Below are 18,236 nucleotides of genomic sequence, written 5' to 3'. Positions count from 1 at the left end.
CCGGCCGACGGTCCGGGCCCGTGGTGCGGGAGGGGTGCAGGGTCCCCGTCGCGGGTGTCCAGTGAACTGCTGCATCCTGGGCATTCCCCCGGGAATGCGTAGTGCCCGCCGGTGTGGCTGGCCGGCGGGCACTGGGACTTGTTGGTTCAGGCCTTGGTGAAGCGGATCCGGTAGGCCTCGGGCGTGGGGTCGATCACCTCGGTGCTGTACACACCGGGGAAGAGCTGCTCGATCTGGTTCAGCAGGGGAGTGGGCACGTGCGGGGCGACGAGGTCGAGCTGACCGCCCGACGGGATCTGGCTCAGGGCGCCGATGATGGCGCCGTGCCGCACGGCGTGCGGGATCTGCCCGGCCACCAGCGTGGGGACCTCGGTCTCGTGGTCATGGCCGCAACCGCAGCCACCGGACTTCTCGACAAGGGGGAGTTCGTTCGTCATGGCACCCAATATATATGGAAAGTTCCGTGTCAATGCCGGCGGGTGTCATGGCGGGACGGGGCGTCCGGGCCCCGCTGCCCCGACGGTGGCGGCCGACCGAGAGGGCAGCTGGTCGGCAGACTGGTTCCGGGGTGTTGTGGAACTCGTCGAGCAGTGGTCGGGCCCCGACGCCACCTCAGCGGTAGTTGGTGAACTGCACCGCGAAGTCGTAGTCCTGCTGCTTGATCAGGGCCTGGACGGTCTGCAGGTCGTCGCGCTTCTTGGAGCTGACCCGCAGCTCCTCGCCCTGAATCTGTGCCTTGACGCCCTTGGGTCCCTCGTCGCGGATCAGCTTGGAGATCTTCTTGGCGTTCTCCTGGGTGATCCCCTGCTTCATGGTGCAGGTGATCTTCCACATCTTGCCGCTGAGCCGGGGCTCGCCGGCGTCCAGCGCCTTGAGGTTGACGCCGCGCTTGACCAGCTTGGTCTGGAAGACGTCCAGCACGGCCTTGGCTCGCTCCTCGCCATTGCTCTCGATCTCGATCGCCTCGCCGGACCACTTGATGAGCGAATCGGTGTTCTTGAAGTCGAACCGCTGGCTGACCTCGCGGGCCGCCTGGCCCAGGGCGTTGTCCACCTCCTGCCGGTCGACCTTGCTGACGATGTCGAACGAGCTGTCGGCTGCCATGTTCTCTCCTCTGGGTTTGGCGTGCGGGCTCCATTTTGCCAGCGGCGGTGGCTCGATTGGCATGATCCGCCATCGGGCTGCTAGTGTTTCTCCTCGCCGGGTTGACCGGCATGGCAGGTTGCCCGAGTGGCCAAAGGGAGCAGACTGTAAATCTGTCGGCGTACGCCTACGTAGGTTCGAACCCTACACCTGCCACTCGAAAGCCCCGGATCCGTCCGGGGCTTTCGTGCATCTGCCACACTGTTCCCCTGAGCTGTCCCGGCCGCTGGATCGCCCGAGCCGACGTGGAGGAGGACCCGACGATGGACCAGCCGTTCTCGGCGCCCGACGCCCTGCGTCGGGCCAATCTGCGGGTGACCGCCATCCGGACCGCGGTGCTCGACGTCGTGGCCGCGGCTCCCCATGCGGAGGCCGAGGCTGTCCGTCGGGGGGTGGTGGAAAGGCTCGGGTCGGTCTCGGTCCAGTCCATCTACGACACGCTCAACGTGCTGCGGGAAGCCGGTCTGTTACGACGGGTGGAGCTGGCCGGTCATCCGGCCCTCTACGAGATCCACGCCCACGACAATCACCACCACATGGCCTGCCGCAGCTGCGGGGTGGTGCTGGACGTCGCCTGCGCGGTGGGGCGGATGCCCTGCCTGGCGCCCTCGGAGACTCACGGCTTCGTGCTGGACGAAGCCGAGGTCATCTACTGGGGCAGGTGCCCCGCCTGTTCCGCGGGCTGAACGGGGGCCGGGTCTCTCTTTGTGCTCCGCATGCGGTGGGGTGCCCCTGATGTCGGATAGTTCACGCACTCGTGTCCCGGAATGCTCCCGACTTGTTTGAAGTCTTACTACATTGGGCCGTGGGGGCAATGATCGGCCTCCCTTGGGCCAGGGCTGTCTCACGCAGACCACACTCGCCTTGCAAAGCGCTGGGTCAGTCGCTAGGTTCATTCTTGAACGGTTCCAGTTTCTGGAAATAGTCCAGTTTTGAACGAAAGGTTCCCCGATGTCCCTGATGAACACCAAGATCCTCCCCTTCAAGACCCAGGCCTACAAGGACGGCCAGTTCGTGGAGGTGTCCGACGCCGACGTCCTGGGCAAGTGGGGCGTCTTCTTCTTCTACCCGGCCGACTTCACCTTCGTCTGCCCCACCGAGCTGGGCGACATGGCCGACCACTACGAAGAGCTGAAGAGCATGGACGTCGAGGTCTACTCCGTCAGCACCGACTCGCACTTCGTGCACAAGGCCTGGACCGAGGCCTCCGCCGAGGTTGGCAAGATCAAGTACTACATGCTGGGCGACAGCAACGGCCAGATCACCAACAACTTCGACAACATGCGTCCCGGTGCCGGCCAGGCCGATCGCGCCACCTTCCTGGTGGACCCCGACGGCATCATCCAGTACATCGAGACCACCGCCGAGGGCATCGGCCGGGAGGCCGGCCAGCTGATCCGCAAGATCAAGGCCGCCCAGTACGTGCGCAACCACCCGGGCGAGGTCTGCCCGGCCAAGTGGGAAGAGGGCGAGGCGACCCTGACCCCCGGCATTGACCTGGTGGGCAAGATCTGAATGAACGGGGGCTCCGCCCCCGTTGGCCCCCGGAAGGGCGGCGAAGTCGCTTCGCTCCGCTCCTTCTGTTCCGTCCGGTCGTGCGGCTCCTTCGTCGCCTGACCGGACGGGGGGCTCCGCCCCCGTTGGCCCCCGGAAGGGCGGCGAAGTCGCTTCGCTCCGCTCCTTCTGTTCCGTCCGGTCGTGCGGCTCCTTCGTCGCCTGACCGGACGGGGGGCTCCGCCCCCGTTGGCCCCCGGAAGGGCGGCGAAGTCGCTTCGCTCCGCTCCTTCTGTTCCGTCCGGTCGTGCGGCTCCTTCGTCGCCTGACCGGACGGGGGGCTCCGCCCCCGTTGGCCCCCGGAAGGGCGGCGAAGTCGCTTCGCTCCGCTCCTTCTGTTCCGTCCGGTCGTGCGGCTCCTTCGTCGCCTGAGCGGACGGGGCCACCGCATCGGCATCGGCCGGTTCGGGCCGCCGTGGTTGCCCCCGCCGCAGGGAGTCAACCACGGTCCCCGAGCTTGTCGCGGGGCCGTTCGGCCCGTCGAACCAATCCCGGATCCCCGTCGTGAAATCCCCGTCCTGAAGTAGGAGCCATGGCAGTTCTTGATTCCAATCTCACCGCCCAGCTGTCCCAGCTGTTGACCAAGGTCGTCGAGCCCATCGAGCTGGTGGCCAGCCTTGACGACCGTCCCAAGGCCCAGGAGATGCTCGGGCTACTGAACGAGATCGCCGCGCTGAGCGACAAGATCACCGTGCGCAGCGACGGCGACGACGCCCGCAAGCCCTCCTTCAGCATCGAGCGCCCCGGCACGGACATCGCCGTCCGCTTCGCCGGCATCCCGCTCGGCCACGAGTTCAGCTCCCTGGTCCTGGCGCTGGTCCAGGTGGGCGGCAACCCCGTCAAGGAGGATGCCGACCTGATGGAGCAGGTCAAGGAACTAGACGGTGACTACGAGTTCACCACCTACATGTCCCTGACCTGCCAGAACTGCCCCACCGTGGTGCAGGCCCTGAACGCCATGAGTGTGCTCAACCCGCGGATCAAGCACACCGCCGTAGAGGGCTCGCTCTTCCAGGACGAGGTGAAGGAGAAGAACATCCTCACCGTCCCGCAGGTCTACCTCAACGGCGAGCCCTTCGCCACCGGCCGGATGGACATGGCCGACTTCGTTGCCAAGCTGGACACCGGCGCCGGCGCCAAGGCCGCCAGCAAGCTCAACGAGCGCGAGCCCTACGAGGTGCTTGTGGTGGGCCAGGGCCCGGCCGGCGCCTCGGCCGCCATCTACACCGCGCGCAAGGGTTTCCGTACCGGCCTGGTGGGGGAGCGCTTCGGCGGCCAGGTGCTGGACACCATGGCCATCGAGAACTTCATCTCCGTGCCCAAGACCGAGGGCCCCAAGTTCGCCGCTGCCCTGGAGCAGCACGTCGGCGACTACGAGATCGACGTGATCAAGAACCAGTCCGCCACCGGAATCATCCCCGCCGAGAAGGAGGGCGGCCTGCACACCGTCACGTTCGGTGAGGATGCCGCGCTCAAGGCCCGCAGCGTGATCATCGCGACGGGTGCCAAGTGGCGCCTGATGGGCGTCCCGGGCGAGGAGGAGTACCGCAACAAGGGCGTCACCTTCTGCCCGCACTGCGACGGCCCGCTGTTCAAGGGCAAGAGGATCGCCGTTGTCGGCGGTGGCAACTCCGGCATCGAGGCCGCGATCGACCTGGCCGGGATCGTGGAGCACGTCACCGTCGTCGAGTTCATGGAGACCCTGAAGGCCGACGACGTGCTGCAGGACAAGCTGCGCTCCATGCCCAATGTGGACGTCATCCTGAACGCCCAGACCACCGAGGTGGTTGGTGACGGCGCCCAGGTCACCGCCCTGAAGTACAAGGACCGGGCCACCGAGCAGGAGCACCAGCTGGACCTGGCCGGCGTCTTCGTCCAGATCGGCCTGCTGCCCACCACCCAGTGGCTCAAGGGCACCGCGGTCAAGCTCTCCCCGCGGGGTGAAGTGGAGATCAATGACCGGGGCGAGACCTCGGCCCCCGGCATCTTTGCCGCCGGCGACTGCTCGACCGAGCCGTACAAGCAGATCGTCGTCGCCCAGGGTTCCGGGGCCACCGCTGCCCTGAGCGCCTTCGACTACCTGATCCGGCACAAGCAGGCGGCCGTCGAGGCCTGATCCAGCACCACCCGGGCCCGCCCCTCGACGCTCCTAGAGCGTCGAGGGGCGGGCCCGGTGTGTCCGAGGGGTCGGCGCGTCGTCGGGCCGGAAGCCTCTTGTGCTGCGTCTCGTGGACACTCGCTCGCTCGCGTCTCCTCGCGGAACCGCGCTGCGAGGCTCCGGACCCGTCGACGAACCGACCCGGGCCAGTGCGGTCCAGGGCCTCGACCGGCTCGGGAGCCGGGTGGGGAGCTCAGGCCAGCAGACCGGCCGCGGCGATCCGCAGGGCATTGCCGAAGGAGGTCTCGCGCTCCTCGGCAGACATGTCGCCCGAACCATCCTTGAGGTGGTCGCTCACCGTGAGCACCGTCAGCGCCTCCGCACCCTCCAGCGCCGCACACGCGTACAGCCCGGCCGCCTCCATCTCCACGCCCAGGGTGCCCACCCGGTCCAGGCCCTCGACGACGTCGGAACGGCCCAGGTAGAAGAAGTCGGAGGAGTAGATCGGCCCGACGTGCACCTGGGCGTCGCCCACCAGCTCCATCGAGCGGGCCTGGTCCACCGCGCCACGCAGCATGTCGAAGCTGGCGGCCAGGCTCATGGTGACGCCGGGGGTGTACAGCGTCGAGACATTGGAATTGGTGTGGGCCGCGTTGCCGATCACCACGTCGCGCACCTTCACCGTCGACGAGATCCCGCCGCAGGTGCCCACCCGACAGATCCGACGCACCCCGTAGAAACGGAACAGCTCGGTGGCGTAGATGCTGAGCGACGCAATGCCCATCCCGGAGGCCATCACGCTCATCGGGGTGCCCTGATAGGTGCCCGTCCAGCAACCGATCCCGCGGACGTCGCTGACCAGCTGGGCGTCGGCGAGGAAGGTCTCGGCGATCCGGGCGGCGCGCTTGGGATCGCCGGGCATCAGTACCAGCTCGGCGATCTGGCCCGGCTCGGCGGCGATGTGCGGTGTGGCCATGGTGGGTCCTCCCTTGGGTGGGTCGGTTCGTGTGGCTGGCCCGGCGGTGCGGCCTCCTGGACAGCCTACTGGGATTGTGGCGGCCCGGATGCTCTAGCCGGACCTCACTCAAAACGGTACGATCGTAAGAGAAATCGTACTCTTGCTGATCACCTGCCCGACCTGCACGTTCAAACCAGAAGGAGCCGTCATGACCGAACCCAGTGCTGTGTTCTCTCCCGACGACATCGTGATCGTCGGTGCCGCGCGCACCCCGTCGGGCAAGCTGCTCGGTGCCCTGTCCAGCCTGTCCGCGCCGGAACTCGGCGGCATCGCCATTGCCGGTGCGCTCGAGAAGGGCGGCGTCTCGCCCGAGCTGGTGGACATGGTGGTGCTGGGGGAGGTGCTGCAGGCCGGTGTCGGCCAGAATCCCGCCAAGCAGGCCGCCCTGGCCGCCGGGATCCCGGCCTCGGCCCACACCAGCACGGTGAACAAGGTCTGCCTGTCCGGCCTGACCGCCATCATCGACGCGGCCCGCGCGCTGCGCTGCGGGGACAGCGAGGTGGCCGTCGCGGGTGGCATGGAGTCGATGTCCCGGGCGCCCCATCTGCTGCCCGACCTGCGGGTCGGCAAGTCCTATGGCGGGGTGCAGATGATCGACCACATGGCCTACGACGGGCTCACCGCCGCCGACATCGGGATCCCGATGGGCGAGCTGAGCGAGCGCTATGCGGAGCGCTTCCCGGTCACCAGGGAGGAGCAGGACGCCTTTGCCGCCCAGAGCCACCAGCGTGCGCACGCCGCGTGGGAGGACGGAACGCTGGCCCGGGAGGTGGTGCCGGTGACCGTGCGCGGCCGCAAGGGTGACGTCGTGGTGGAGCGTGACGAAGGCGTCCGCCCCGACTCCACTCCGGAAGCGATGGCCCGGCTACGCCCCGCCTTCACTCCCGACGGCACTATCACCGCCGGCAATGCCTCCTCGATCTGCGATGGCGCGGCGGCCGTCGTGTTGACCACCCGTGCCCGGGCGGAACGGGAGGGGTGGCGGCCCATGGCCACGCTGCGGGCCTGCGGCCAGGTGGCTGGCCCGGATCACTCGCTGCAGGCCCAGCCGGCACAGGCCATCGCGCAGGCGCTGCAGCGGCAGGGGTGGACGGCCGATGACCTGGACCTGGTGGAGATCAATGAGGCCTTCGCCGCCGTCGTGGTGCACTCCGCGCGCGAGCTGGGGGTGGACCTGTCCCGGGTGAACGAGTGTGGCGGCGGCATCTCGATCGGCCATCCGATCGGTGCCTCCGGTGGCCGGCTCACCGTCCACCTGGCTCATCAGATCGCCTCCGGCAAGGCCACTCGCGGCGCCATCGGGCTGTGTGGCGGGGGCGGTCAGGGCGAGGCCCTGCTGCTCGAGTCCTGATTTCGAGACGGCCTCTAGTATTTGGAAGTCAAACTATGTACTGTGTGACTAAAGCCACATTTTGGCTGTCAACGGAGACCAACGCGGCGAAGGACAATGACCATGACTGAAACCACCATCAGGGAAGTTCACCACTACATCAACGGGGCCGTCGTGCAGGGCAAGTCCGGCCGCTTCGGTGACGTCTACAACCCCAGCGAGGGCGTCGTCCAGGCCAAGGTGGCGCTGGCCACCGCCGCCGAGGTGACCGAGGCCGTCGACGCGGCCGCCGCGGCGCAGCCGGAGTGGGCCGCCACCAGCCCGCAGAAGCGCGCCCGCATCCTGGGCAAGTTCATCAACCTGGTCCGGGAGAATGCCGACGAGCTGGCCGAGCTGCTCTCCAAGGAGCACGGCAAGGTGCTGGCTGACTCGCACGGTGACATCGAGCGCGGTCTGGACGTCGTCGAGTTCGCCATGTCCGCCCCGCACCTGCTCAAGGGCGAGTACTCGGATTCGGTCGGCCGCGGCATCGACACCTACTCCATGCGCCAGCCGCTGGGTGTGGTGTGCGGCATCACCCCGTTCAACTTCCCGGCCATGATCCCGCTGTGGAAGTGCGGCCCCGCCATCGCGGCCGGCAATGCCTTCATCCTCAAGCCCTCCGAGCGTGACCCGGGCGTCCCGATGCGCCTGGCCGAGCTGTGGACCGAGGCGGGCCTGCCGGCCGGCATCTTCCAGGTGGTCAACGGTGACAAGGAGTCCGTCGACGCCCTGCTGGACGATCCCCGGGTCAAGGCCTACGGCTTCGTCGGCTCCACCCCGATTGCGCAGAGCATCTACGTCCGGGCCGCCGAGAACGGCAAGCGCGCCCAGTGCTTCGGTGGCGCCAAGAACCACATGCTGATCATGCCCGACGCGGACCTGGACGCCGTCGCGGACGCCCTGGTGGGTGCCGCCTTCGGCTCCGCCGGTGAGCGCTGCATGGCGATCTCCGTCGCGGTGCCGGTGGGCGAGGAGACCGCCGACGCGCTGGTGGCCAAGATGAAGGAGCGTACCGAGAAGCTGAATGTCGGCGCCTCCCTGGACCCGAAGGCCGACTACGGCCCCCTGGTCAGCGAGGCCGCGCTGAAGCGCGTCGAGGACTACATCGCCCAGGGCGAGCAGGCCGGCGCCGAGCTGGTGGTGGACGGCCGTGGCTTCACGCTGGCGGGCCATGAGAACGGCTACTTCATTGGCCCGACCCTGTTCGACAAGGTCACCAAGGAGATGTCGATCTACACCGACGAGATCTTCGGCCCGGTGCTGTGCATCATGCGCGCCGCGGACTACGAGGAGGCCCTGGCCCTGGTCAGCGACCACGAGTACGGCAACGGCACCTCGATCATGACCCGCAATGGCGACGCCGCCCGGGACTTTGCCAACCGCGTCGACACCGGCATGGTGGGCATCAACGTCCCGATCCCGGTGCCGATCGGCTTCTACACCTTCGGTGGCTGGAAGGCCTCGGGCTTCGGCGACCTGAACCAGCACGGGCCGGACGCCTTCCGCTTCTACACCAAGACCAAGACCGTCACCTCCCGTTGGGCCGCCGGCGCCAAGGACGGCTCCCACTTCGTGATGCCGCGGGGTGACCAGTCGTGACCCAGGCAACCGACGCGCCCGAGCCCGAGGTCCTCACCGAGGTCCGGGGCAAGGCCGGCGTGATCACCCTGAACCGGCCCAAGGCGATGAATGCGCTCAACCAGAACATGGTGGACGTGCTCGCCCAGGTGCTGGAGCAGTGGCGGGATGATGACCAGGTCAGCCTGGTGATCCTCGCCGGCGCGGGGGAGCGCGGCCTGTGCGCGGGCGGCGACGTGGTCAGCCTCTACCGGGACGCCCTGGCCAACGGCACCGACGGTGCGAAGTTCTGGGCCGACGAGTATGCCCTGAACCTGGTGATCTCGAACTACCCGAAGCCCTATGTCGCGATCATGAACGGGATCGTGCTGGGCGGCGGGATCGGGGTCTCGGCGCATGGTTCGCACCGGATCGTCACCGACGACACCCGGGTGGGCATGCCGGAGACCGGGATCGGCTTCGTGCCCGACGTCGGCGGTTCCCACCTGCTCACCCACGTGCCGAGTCACCTGGGCACCCACCTGGCCCTCACCGGCCAGCACGTGGGCCCCGGCGAGGCGATCGAGTGCGGCCTGGCCGACGTCTACGTCCCGCAGGACCAGCTGGCCACCCTGGTTGAGCAGCTGTGCGAGACCGGCGACGCCGGCCTGGTGCAGGGCTTCGCGCAGCCGGCGCCCACCGGCTTCGCCGCCGAGCACGACGACGTCGAGCAGGTCTATTCCCAGGAGACGGTGGAGGAGATCCTGGCGGCCCTCGACGAGCTGGGGCAGGACTGGGCCGCTGATGCCGCCAAGCGGATCCGCCGCAACAGCCCGCTGGCGCTGAAGGTGACGCTGGAATCCCTGCGTCGGGCCAAGGGGCAGAGCCTGGCCGAGGCCCTCGACACCGAGTTCCGGGTCTCGGTGAACATGCAGCGTGGGCACGAGTTCGTCGAGGGGGTGCGCGCCCAGCTGGTTGACAAGGACCGCAACCCGCAGTGGCAGCCCGCCACGCTGGACGAGGTCGGTCCCGACGGGGTGGCGGCGGTCTTCGCGCCGATCACCGATGAGCGGATCACCGAGCCGCAGTTGGCCAGCCGCGGCTGACCGGCCAGGTGATCACCTGACGGGTGCCGGGTTCCCAGCCCCCCGAGCGGAGCCCGGCACCCCCTTCCCCACTCCCACCCAAACTTTTGCACAGGAAGGTTTTCCCATCATGAACCAGACCGTCGGCTTCATCGGCCTCGGAAACATGGGTGGCTTCATGGCCGCCAACCTCGTCAAGGCAGGCTTCACCGTGCAGGGCTTCGACCCGGTGCCGGAGGCCCGCGACCGTGCCGCCGCCGCGGGGGTCACCCCGTGTGAGTCCCAGGCCGACGCCGTTCGGGGGGCGCAGTTCGTGGTCACCAGCCTGCCGAATGGCAAGATCCTCAAGGCGGCCTATGACGGCCCCGAGGGGCTGCTGGCCAATGCCCCGGGCGACACCCTGTTCATCGACTGCTCCACCGTCGACGTGCTGGATGCCCGCGAGGCCCGGGAGATGGCGCTGGCCGCCGGCCACCGGGCGATCGAGTCCCCGATGTCCGGTGGCACGACGGGCGCCGAGGCCGGCACCCTGACCTTCATGGTGGGCGCCGAGCCCGAGGACCTGGAGGCGGCTCGCCCGGTGCTGGAGGCGATGGGCAAGAAGATCGTGCTGTGTGGCGGCGCCGGCGCCGGGCAGGCGGTCAAGCTGTGCAACAACATGGTACTGGCCATCCACATGATCGGTGTCAGCGAGGCCTTCGTGCTGGCCGAGTCCCTGGGGGTGGACCACCAGGCCTTCTTCGACGTCGCCTCCAATGCGACCGCCCAGTGCTGGGCCCTGAACACGAACTGCCCGGTGCCCGGCCCGGTGCCCACCAGCCCCGCGAACCGGGACTACGCGCCCGGCTTCATGACCGCCCTGATGACCAAGGACCTGGGGCTGGCCGCCAGCGCGATCGAGCTGACGGGCACGGATGCCAAGATGGGGGCGTTGGCCGTGGAGGTCTACCGTCGCTTCAACGAGGGCGACGGCTCGACGAAGGACTTCTCGGCCATCATCAACGAGATCCGAGCCAATACGTCGAAGGACGCGTGAATGAGCAGCTACGAGAACATTCTGGTGGAGACCCGCGGCCGGGTAGCCATCATCACCCTCAACCGGCCCAAGGCGCTGAATGCGCTCAATGACCAGACCATGCGTGAGGTGGCCGCCGCCACCGCCGAGCTGGACGCCAACCCGGAAATCGGCTGCTTCGTGCTGACCGGGTCCGAGAAGGCCTTCGCCGCCGGCGCCGACATCAAGGAGATGTCGGAGAAGTCGGCCACCCAGATGTACACGCTGGACTGGTTTGCCGGGTGGGACCAGTTCACCAGCCGTCGCACCCCGGTGATCGCCGCCGTGAACGGTTACGCCCTGGGTGGGGGCTGCGAGCTGGCGATGATGTGTGACTTCATCCTGGCCGGGGACAAGGCCAAGTTCGGCCAGCCGGAGATCAACCTGGGCGTCATCCCCGGCATGGGTGGCTCGCAGCGGCTGACCCGGGCGGTGGGCAAGGCCAAGGCGATGGAGATGTGCCTGACCGGCCGGATGATGGACGCCGAGGAGGCCGAGCGCTCCGGGCTGGTGGCGCGGATCGTGCCGGCCGACCAGCTGTTGGAGGAGGCCATCAAGACCGCTGAGCTGATCGCCTCCAAGTCCAAGGTGGCCGCCACCATGGTCAAGGAGGTGGTCAATGCCGCCTATGAGACCAACCTGCAGCAGGGCGTGATGTATGAGCGCCGGGTCTTCCACTCGGTCTTTGCCTCGGCAGACCAGAAGGAGGGCATGGCCGCCTTCGTCGAGAAGCGGGATCCCAACTTCACCCACCAGTGAGCGCAGGGCACGGCGCCCGAACCGGCTTCGGTTCGGGCACCGTGTCGCGTCGCCACGCGCCCCGGGTCAACGGCTCTTGACCAGGCGGATCGCCGCCTCGGCGATGCCCGCGCGACCCAGCCCATAGTGCTCCAGGAGGTAGGCCGTCGTACCCACCTGGCCGAATTGTTCCCGCACCCCGATCCGGTACAGCGGGGTGGGGAGCTGCTCCGCCAACAGCTCGGCGACGGCGGACCCCAGGCCGTTGATCACATTGTGGTTCTCGCAGGTGATCACGGCTCCGGTGCGGCGGGCCGAGCCCAGCACGACGGTCTCGTCCAGCGGCTTGACCCGGAAGACGTCCACCACCTCGGCGCTGATTCCCTGCTCCGCCAGCAGATCGGCCGCCGCCAGCGCCTCCGACACCTCGATTCCGCAGGCCAGCAGGCTGACGTCCGAGCCCTCGCGTAGGACGACAGCCCCTGCCTCGGCAGCCCCGAAGCCCTCGGGGTAGACCTCCACCGCCGGTGCCTTGCGCTGGGTCCGAACATAGGTCAGCCCCCTGCGGCGATGTGCTTCGCGCAACACCGCGGCCAGTTGGACCGGTGAACAGACGTCGTAGACGTGGATGCCGGGGATCACCCGGACGATCCCCATGTCCTCGAAGGTCATGTGGGTGCCACCGTTGTGCTCGGCGGTGACCCCGGCATCCGAGCCGACCAGACAGGCACCGAGCTGGGCGTAGGCCAGGGAGACGAAGATCTGGTCCATTGCCCGACGGGTCAGGAACTGGCCGAAGGAGTGCACGAAGGCGTAACCCCCGACGGCCGCCAGACCGGCCGCGGTGCCGATCATGTGAGCCTCCATGATCCCCACGTTGACGTAGTGCTCGCCCATGGGTTCGGCCAGGCGATCGGTGGACATGGACGACGACAGGTCGGCCTCCAGAGCGTAGATCTCCTCCGGGAACTCCCGGAACAGCTCTTCGACGGTCTGGGCATAGGCCTTGCGGAGTTCGATCCCCGCGAGCGGCGCTGTCACTGTTCCTCCTTCTGGGCCACATCCGCCAAGTAGCTGGTCAGGACGCTCTTGCCCTCGTCATCCAGCCGGACATGGTGGTTGCTGGCCATCTGTTCCAAGTAGGGCACCCCAGCACCCTTGACCGTGTCGAGCACCAGACAGACCGGACGGTCCGTGGCGTCCCGGGCTTCGGCCAGCGCGTCGGCGATCGCCTCGGCATCCTGACCGGGAACCCGACGGGCGTCGAAGCCGAAGGCGGTGAACTTGGCCACCAGGTCGAAGGGCTCGCAGATCTGGTGGGTGGTGCCGTCCAACTGCTTCTTGTTGTCGTCCACCAGCAGGACCAAGTTGGTGAGCCGGCGGTGTGCGATGAACTGTGCCGCCTCCCAACACTGACCCTCGTTGAGCTCACCGTCGCCGACGATCACATAGACCCGGTTGGGGCGGCCACTGGCCCTGAGGCCATGCGCCATCCCGGCGGCGGCCGAGATGCCCTGTCCCATGGACCCGGTGGTCATCTCGACCCCGGGCACCTTGAGTCGGTCCGCGTGGGAGGGCAGCTCCGTGCCATTGGCATTGAGCGTGCTCAGCCGTTCCTCGGGAATCATGCCGATGGCGGCGAGCGCCGCGTACAGGGCCGGGGCGGCGTGCCCCTTGGAGAGGACGAGCCTGTCGCGCTCCTCCCAGGCCGGGTTTGATGGGTCGACGGTCATCTCCCGGCCGTACAGGGCGGCGAGAGCCTCGACGATGGACAGGCTTCCACCGAAGTGTCCGTAACCGATCCCCAGCAACTCGCTCACCAGGAGCCGACGGATCCGGCGGGAAAGCGCACCGACATCTGCGGTCGGCACACGTGTGGATTCTGCCAAGCGGCTCATGCCGTCGCCACCTCCGGCTTGCGACGCGAGCGGCTGACGATGGTTGCGGTGATCATGGCGCCATAGATCAGCGCCAGGCCAGCGATCACGGCGAACTTGCCGGTCTTGCCCAGCAGGCCGAAGTAGATGCCCATGGTGGTGAAGTCGAAGTCGCTGAAGGTGGATCCGGCGAAGCCGAGCGAGCCGAGCACGGGCATCAGGGCGATGGGCAGGAAACTGATCGCCACGCCATGGACGAAGGCTCCGGCGACGGCACCCTTCCAGCCGCCTCGCGAGTTGCCGAAGACGGCGGCCGTCGCGCCGCAGAAGAAGTGGGGAACGACGCCCGGCAGGACGATCGACAGGCCAAGGGCCGCCATCACGGGCATCGAGACCAGACCGCCGATGAAGCTCACGATGAAGCCGATCAGCACGGCATTGGGAGCGAAGGGGAAGACGATCGGGCAGTCCAGAGCCGGGATGGCCTTGGGGACGAGCTTCTCCGAGATGCCCTTGAAGGCGGGCACGATCTCGGCCAGGATCAACCGCACGCCGGCCAGGATGATGAAGACGCCGCCGGCAAACTTGCCGCCCTGGGTGATGGCGTAGATCAGGTAGTTGCCCTGGTCGAACTGCTTGGTGAAGGAGGGGCCGGCGAAGAGCACGACGATGATGTAGATGATCATCATGGTCAGGCCGATGGCGACGGTGGAGTCGCGCAGGAAGGCCAGGCCCTTGGGGAACTTGATCTCCTCGGTGGAACGGACCGGCTTGTTGTTCTTGGCCGCGGACTTGCCGAGCAGGTGGCCGATCGCACCGGCGAGCCAGTAGCCACCGCCGCCGAAGTGGCCCAGGCCGATGTCGTCCTTGCCGGTCATGGTCTTCATGAAGGGCTGCAGCATCCACGGAGACAGCGACATGATGGCGGCCAGCGCAAGCGCGCCGACGAGGATTCCGGAGATCCCGTGGAAGCCGGCCACGGTGAAGATCACCGCGAACATGCAGGCCATGTAGAGGGTGTGGTGGCCGGTCAGGAAGATGTGCTTGAACCGGGTGGTGGCGGCGATCAGGATGTTGAAGACCATGCCGAGCAGCATGATCCAGGCGGTGGTGGTGCCGTACTGCTTCAGCGCCACCGCGACGATCGCCTCATTGTTGGGGACGACGCCGCGGACGTGGAAGGCGTGCTGGAAGAGGTCTCCGAAGGGGGTCAGGGAGCTCACCACGACGTCGGCGCCGGCGCCCAGGACCAGAAAGCCGATGAAGGTCTTGATGGTGCCCTTGATGGTGTCACCTGCGCTCTTGCGCTGCAGCAACAGGCCGAGCAGGGCGATCAGCGCCACCAGGAAGGCCGGGGTGGACGCGATCGACTGCAGGAAGTCGAGAATCGCCTTCATGATCCTCAGCCCTCCACCAGGCCGAGCTCGCGACAGGTCTCGGTGACCTTGGCGCGCAGCTCGTCCATGTCGATGATGGAGTCGAGAACGACGGTGGGGGTGTTGAAGTGGACTCCGTCGGCCACGTCTCGCGCCAGGAAGAAGACGTCGGCATCACCATCGCTGGAGCTGGATACGTCGGAGTGCTCCACCTCGACGCCGGTGACGCCGAGCTCACCAAGGATCTTCTCGATGTTCATCTGGACCATGAAGCTGGAGCCGAGGCCGGATCCGCAGATTGCCATGAACTTCATTGTTCTGCCTTTCAGTGGTTGTGCTGTCGGTGGTTGTTCTGATTGCCGCCGAGGATGGCGACGACATCGTCGGGAGTGGTGGCGGCCTTCATGGCCTCCACCTGGCCGGGATCGGTGAGCACCCCGGCCAGCGTCCGCAGCATGGACAGGTGGGACGTGTTGTCCGGGGTGGCCAACAACAGGAAGACCTCAATCGGGTGGGCCGGATCATCCAGCAGCAGGACCGGGGTGCGGGTGCGCAGGAAGGACAGGGCGGGGGAGTGCACCAGACCCTCACCCCGGGCATGGGGCATGGCCACACCTCGTCCGAAGTCGAAGTAGGGCCCCATTTCTTCCGCGGTGGCGATGATGGCCTCCACATATCCCGGCTCGATGGCGCCGTCCGCGATCAGCGGCTGGGCTGCCAATGCGACGGCCTCGCGCCAGGTCAGTGCCTGGTCGCTGAACTGGACCCTGCTGGGAAGCAGGGGCGTGGCTGGATTCGACATGACCATCTCCCTTGACTTGTCATGTTGTTATGATGTTTCCATAGACTATAGACACAGATGGGGTTCTTTCGGAAGAGGGCCCCGGTGTAGGTTTCCCCGAGGGGCGTCGACACCGGTGCCGCAGGAGGAGGAGTCATGGCGGGGGTCGTCAAGCACGCAGCCCTGCATGACCTGTTGGCCCAGCGCATCCAGGGAATGGAGCCGGGGGATCAGATCCCCACGGAGGCAGAACTGTGCCGAACGTACTCGGTGAGCCGGATCACCGTTCGGCGGGCCATTGGTGATCTGGAACGAGAAGGCCTGCTGGTGCGGGAACAGGGGCGCGGGACCTTCGTCTCTCGGCCCGTTATTCCGCAGGTCTTCCGGGAGAACCTCAGCGCCCACGTGATCGGCTTCCATCAGCAACAGGCGGCGCTGGGGAACCGGGTTGCCACCCGGATCATCTCCAATGAGATCGTCTTCGACATCGCGATGGCCGATCGGTTGGGGCTCAGCCCCAGCAGTCCCTTGGCCAGGATCGAACGGGTGCGCTATGTGAATGGCCAACTGCACCAGCACTGCCTCACGTGGCTTGATGGGGTCCGTTTCCCGAACATCGTCGACCATGACTTCACCGATGCCAGCCTGTTCGACTATCTAGCCAAGGCACATGGCGTCCACCTGGTGCGCAATGAGCTCACGGTCTCCATCGTCAATGCCAGGGGATCCGTGTCCGAACTGCTCGACGTGCCGGAAGGGACGCCGCTGCTCGGCATGCAGTCATCCGTCTTCGACGAGGGGGAGTCCCTGGTCGCAATCAGCCTCACCACCCATGCACCCGACCACGGAGAGATCTCGATCTGTGTGGGGCCCACTCCGCCCGGTGGCTGACGGTGGCAGCGCAGGGCACGGCGCCCGAACCCTTCCGGTTCGGGCGCCGTTGCCTGTGCTCGACGTGGGCGGTGCTGACTAGGTGATCGACGCCTGGTAGATGCTGTCGATGGATTCGCCCAGCATCTGGTTGAACTCCTCGTCGGACTGCTGGGCCGTCAGGCCCTCGGTGAGGGCGCGGCTGAAGGAGGCGATCAGCCCGTGGTTGCGGGCCAGCAGCTGGTTGGCCTCCTCCCGGCTGTATCCGCCCGACAGCGCCACCACGCGCATCACACTGGGATGTGCGATCACGTCGGCGTAGAAGTCATCCTCGCTGGGAAGAGTGAGCTTGAGCATCACCGGGCACTCCTTGGGGAGGGCCTCCAGGTGGGCCAGCAGCTCGTCGCGCAGGATCCGCTCCGCCTCCGCCTTGTCGGCGGCCTTGATGTCCACCTCCGGCTCGATGATCGGGACCAGGCCCTTGTGGCCGATCTGCCCGCCGACCTCGAACTGCTGGTCCACCACGGCCTTGATCCCGAGGGGATTCGCGGCGGCGATGAAGGAGCGCATCTTGGTGCCGAAGATTCCCTTCGCCACCGCGCGGTCCAGCAGGACATCCAGTTCGGGCATCGGCTTCATCAGCTTGGCCCCGTCGGCCTCGTCGGCCAGGCCCTTGTCCACCTTGAGGATGGGCACCACCTGCTTGGTCTCCCACAGGTACTGGGCGGTGTCGACGCCCTCCACCTGGCTGTCCATGGTCTTCTCGAACAGGATGGCGGCCAGGATCTTCTCGCCGGTGAACGACGGGGAGGTGATGATCCGGGTGCGCATCTGGTGCACCAGCTCGAACATCTCCTGCTCGGAGCCGTACTGGCTCTCGTCGACGCCGTAGAGCTTCAGAGCCTTGGGGGTGGAGCCGCCGCTCTGGTCGAGGGCCGCGACGAATCCCTTGCCGGTGGACATGCGTTGTGCCTGGTCGGTGTTCATTTCTCCTCCACTGGGTGACGGGGGCTGCCTGGCGGTGCCAGCCCTGTATCGAGGCTAACCCGCCCGGGGAGGTTTGGGATGAGGTCTTTGCCACATCCGGGCGGGTCAGTCGGCCAGGTCCCCAGCCGCCCGCCGGTAGACATTGCACAGCGCGCTCAGCTGGTCACGCTCCTCGTCGTCCAGCCCCAGGTCGGTGAAGACCCGGTTCAGCACCTCCACCGCCCCGTGCACCAGCGTGATCCCCTGGTCGGTGATCCCCACCAGTTGGCCGCGGCCATCGTCGGGATTGGGCCGACGCTCCACCAACCCGTCGCGCACCAGCCGGTCGACGGTATTGGTGACCGACGCCGGGTGCACCTGCAGCCGGGCGCTGACCTTGGACATGGGCAGCGCCCGCGAACTGGAGAACATCAGCAGGGCCAGCAGCTCGAACCGGGAGAAGGTGATCCCGAAGGGCTTCAGCTCCTGCTCGATCCGCGACATCATCAGCTGGTGCACCCGCACCACGGAGACGACGGTGGCCATGCCGGGGGCCGCGTGCTCCCAGCCGTGGGCCGCCCACTGCCGTTTGGCCTCGGCGATCGGATCACTGCTGCGCTGCTTGCGCTGCGGACTCACTGCTCCTCCTCTGGGTCTGCGGTTCCCCCGGGGACATGCGACGGCTCCCCGCCCCATTCGCCCGGACGGACGAATCGGGCGGGGAGCCAGAGACTATCGGTTGCGCTG

At 67.3% G+C, this 18,236-nt stretch carries 19 protein-coding genes and 1 tRNA gene; 10 read left to right on the top strand and 10 right to left on the bottom strand.

The annotated features are described in order from the left end of the window. Nucleotides 1–146 precede the first annotated feature (146 nt). Nucleotides 147–437, bottom strand: a complete 291-nt coding sequence (locus AAEX60_RS09955) for a DUF2249 domain-containing protein (RefSeq protein ID WP_342103127.1) — start codon at nt 435–437, stop codon at nt 147–149. A gap of 175 nt (nt 438–612) precedes the next feature. Continuing rightward, a complete protein-coding gene (locus tag AAEX60_RS09950) occupies nt 613–1,104 on the bottom strand; it encodes a YajQ family cyclic di-GMP-binding protein (protein WP_342103124.1) in 492 nt (163 codons plus the stop codon). 112 nt (nt 1,105–1,216) lie between these two features. Between AAEX60_RS09950 and AAEX60_RS09945 the strand changes: the two genes are divergently transcribed. From AAEX60_RS09945 to ahpF, 4 genes are all read left to right on the top strand, one after another. After that, a tRNA-Tyr gene (locus AAEX60_RS09945) sits at nt 1,217–1,299 on the top strand. 107 nt (nt 1,300–1,406) lie between these two features. Beyond that, entirely contained in the window at nt 1,407–1,829 is a 423-nt protein-coding gene (locus AAEX60_RS09940) for a Fur family transcriptional regulator (protein ID WP_342103123.1), read from the top strand. 265 nt (nt 1,830–2,094) lie between these two features. Continuing rightward, nucleotides 2,095–2,658, top strand: a complete 564-nt coding sequence (ahpC, locus tag AAEX60_RS09935) for an alkyl hydroperoxide reductase subunit C (protein ID WP_342103122.1) — start codon at nt 2,095–2,097, stop codon at nt 2,656–2,658. Nucleotides 2,659–3,229: 571 nt separating this feature from the next. Beyond that, the gene (gene ahpF, locus AAEX60_RS09930) at nt 3,230–4,813 is read left to right on the top strand and encodes an alkyl hydroperoxide reductase subunit F (protein WP_342103120.1); all 1,584 of its coding nucleotides are present in this window, start codon (nt 3,230–3,232) and stop codon (nt 4,811–4,813) included. 235 nt (nt 4,814–5,048) lie between these two features. On the opposite strand, the gene deoD is transcribed toward ahpF, so the two are convergent. Further along, the gene (deoD, locus tag AAEX60_RS09925; protein WP_342103118.1) at nt 5,049–5,771 is read right to left on the bottom strand and encodes a purine-nucleoside phosphorylase; all 723 of its coding nucleotides are present in this window, start codon (nt 5,769–5,771) and stop codon (nt 5,049–5,051) included. Nucleotides 5,772–5,961: 190 nt separating this feature from the next. Between deoD and AAEX60_RS09920 the strand changes: the two genes are divergently transcribed. The 5 genes from AAEX60_RS09920 (at nt 5,962) to AAEX60_RS09900 (ending at nt 11,640) form a co-directional block, all read left to right on the top strand. After that, entirely contained in the window at nt 5,962–7,164 is a 1,203-nt protein-coding gene (locus AAEX60_RS09920; protein WP_342103115.1) for an acetyl-CoA C-acyltransferase, read from the top strand. Between the two features lie 102 nt (nt 7,165–7,266). After that, nucleotides 7,267–8,784, top strand: coding sequence for a CoA-acylating methylmalonate-semialdehyde dehydrogenase (locus tag AAEX60_RS09915; protein WP_342103112.1), 1,518 nt, complete (start codon nt 7,267–7,269; stop codon nt 8,782–8,784). Then, on the top strand, nt 8,781–9,848 hold the full coding sequence (locus AAEX60_RS09910) for an enoyl-CoA hydratase/isomerase family protein (protein ID WP_342103110.1): 1,068 nt from the start codon (nt 8,781–8,783) through the stop codon (nt 9,846–9,848). Before AAEX60_RS09915 ends, AAEX60_RS09910 begins: the two co-directional genes overlap by 4 nt. Then, nucleotides 9,808–10,863 carry a 3-hydroxyisobutyrate dehydrogenase gene (mmsB, locus tag AAEX60_RS09905; RefSeq protein WP_342103108.1) on the top strand — a complete coding sequence of 352 codons (1,056 nt, stop codon included), beginning with the start codon at nt 9,808–9,810 and terminating at the stop codon, nt 10,861–10,863. Before AAEX60_RS09910 ends, mmsB begins: the two co-directional genes overlap by 41 nt. Beyond that, nucleotides 10,864–11,640 carry an enoyl-CoA hydratase gene (locus AAEX60_RS09900; protein WP_342103106.1) on the top strand — a complete coding sequence of 259 codons (777 nt, stop codon included), beginning with the start codon at nt 10,864–10,866 and terminating at the stop codon, nt 11,638–11,640. Between the two features lie 66 nt (nt 11,641–11,706). Here the strand turns inward: AAEX60_RS09900 and AAEX60_RS09895 are convergent, their stop codons facing one another. The 5 genes from AAEX60_RS09895 to AAEX60_RS09875 are packed head-to-tail and all read right to left on the bottom strand — an operon-like array spanning nt 11,707 to nt 15,674. Further along, nucleotides 11,707–12,660, bottom strand: coding sequence for a transketolase family protein (locus AAEX60_RS09895; RefSeq protein WP_342103104.1), 954 nt, complete (start codon nt 12,658–12,660; stop codon nt 11,707–11,709). Continuing rightward, nucleotides 12,657–13,490, bottom strand: coding sequence for a transketolase (locus AAEX60_RS09890; protein WP_342103101.1), 834 nt, complete (start codon nt 13,488–13,490; stop codon nt 12,657–12,659). The genes AAEX60_RS09895 and AAEX60_RS09890 overlap by 4 nt, the downstream gene beginning before the upstream one ends. Before the next feature lie 23 nt (nt 13,491–13,513). Then, nucleotides 13,514–14,893 carry a PTS ascorbate transporter subunit IIC gene (locus AAEX60_RS09885; protein ID WP_342103098.1) on the bottom strand — a complete coding sequence of 460 codons (1,380 nt, stop codon included), beginning with the start codon at nt 14,891–14,893 and terminating at the stop codon, nt 13,514–13,516. Between the two features lie 5 nt (nt 14,894–14,898). Continuing rightward, a complete protein-coding gene (locus tag AAEX60_RS09880; protein ID WP_342103097.1) occupies nt 14,899–15,186 on the bottom strand; it encodes a PTS sugar transporter subunit IIB in 288 nt (95 codons plus the stop codon). Nucleotides 15,187–15,197: 11 nt separating this feature from the next. Beyond that, nucleotides 15,198–15,674, bottom strand: a complete 477-nt coding sequence (locus AAEX60_RS09875; protein ID WP_342103095.1) for a PTS sugar transporter subunit IIA — start codon at nt 15,672–15,674, stop codon at nt 15,198–15,200. Between the two features lie 135 nt (nt 15,675–15,809). Between AAEX60_RS09875 and AAEX60_RS09870 the strand changes: the two genes are divergently transcribed. Continuing rightward, on the top strand, nt 15,810–16,544 hold the full coding sequence (locus tag AAEX60_RS09870) for a GntR family transcriptional regulator (RefSeq protein ID WP_342103094.1): 735 nt from the start codon (nt 15,810–15,812) through the stop codon (nt 16,542–16,544). A 78-nt stretch (nt 16,545–16,622) separates the two neighbouring features. On the opposite strand, the gene AAEX60_RS09865 is transcribed toward AAEX60_RS09870, so the two are convergent. Both AAEX60_RS09865 and AAEX60_RS09860 read right to left on the bottom strand, forming a co-directional pair. Next, nucleotides 16,623–17,510: a fructose bisphosphate aldolase gene (locus tag AAEX60_RS09865; RefSeq protein WP_342103091.1), complete on the bottom strand. Its 888-nt coding sequence runs from the start codon at nt 17,508–17,510 to the stop codon at nt 16,623–16,625. 105 nt (nt 17,511–17,615) lie between these two features. Then, on the bottom strand, nt 17,616–18,128 hold the full coding sequence (locus tag AAEX60_RS09860; protein ID WP_342103089.1) for a MarR family winged helix-turn-helix transcriptional regulator: 513 nt from the start codon (nt 18,126–18,128) through the stop codon (nt 17,616–17,618). Nucleotides 18,129–18,236: the final 108 nt, after the last annotated feature.

It is taken from the genome of Luteococcus sp. H101, assembly GCF_038433155.1.
Taxonomy (GTDB): domain Bacteria; phylum Actinomycetota; class Actinomycetes; order Propionibacteriales; family Propionibacteriaceae; genus Luteococcus.
Note: the sequence above shows the minus strand (reverse complement) of the source record. Positions and strands in the feature narration are given on the sequence as shown.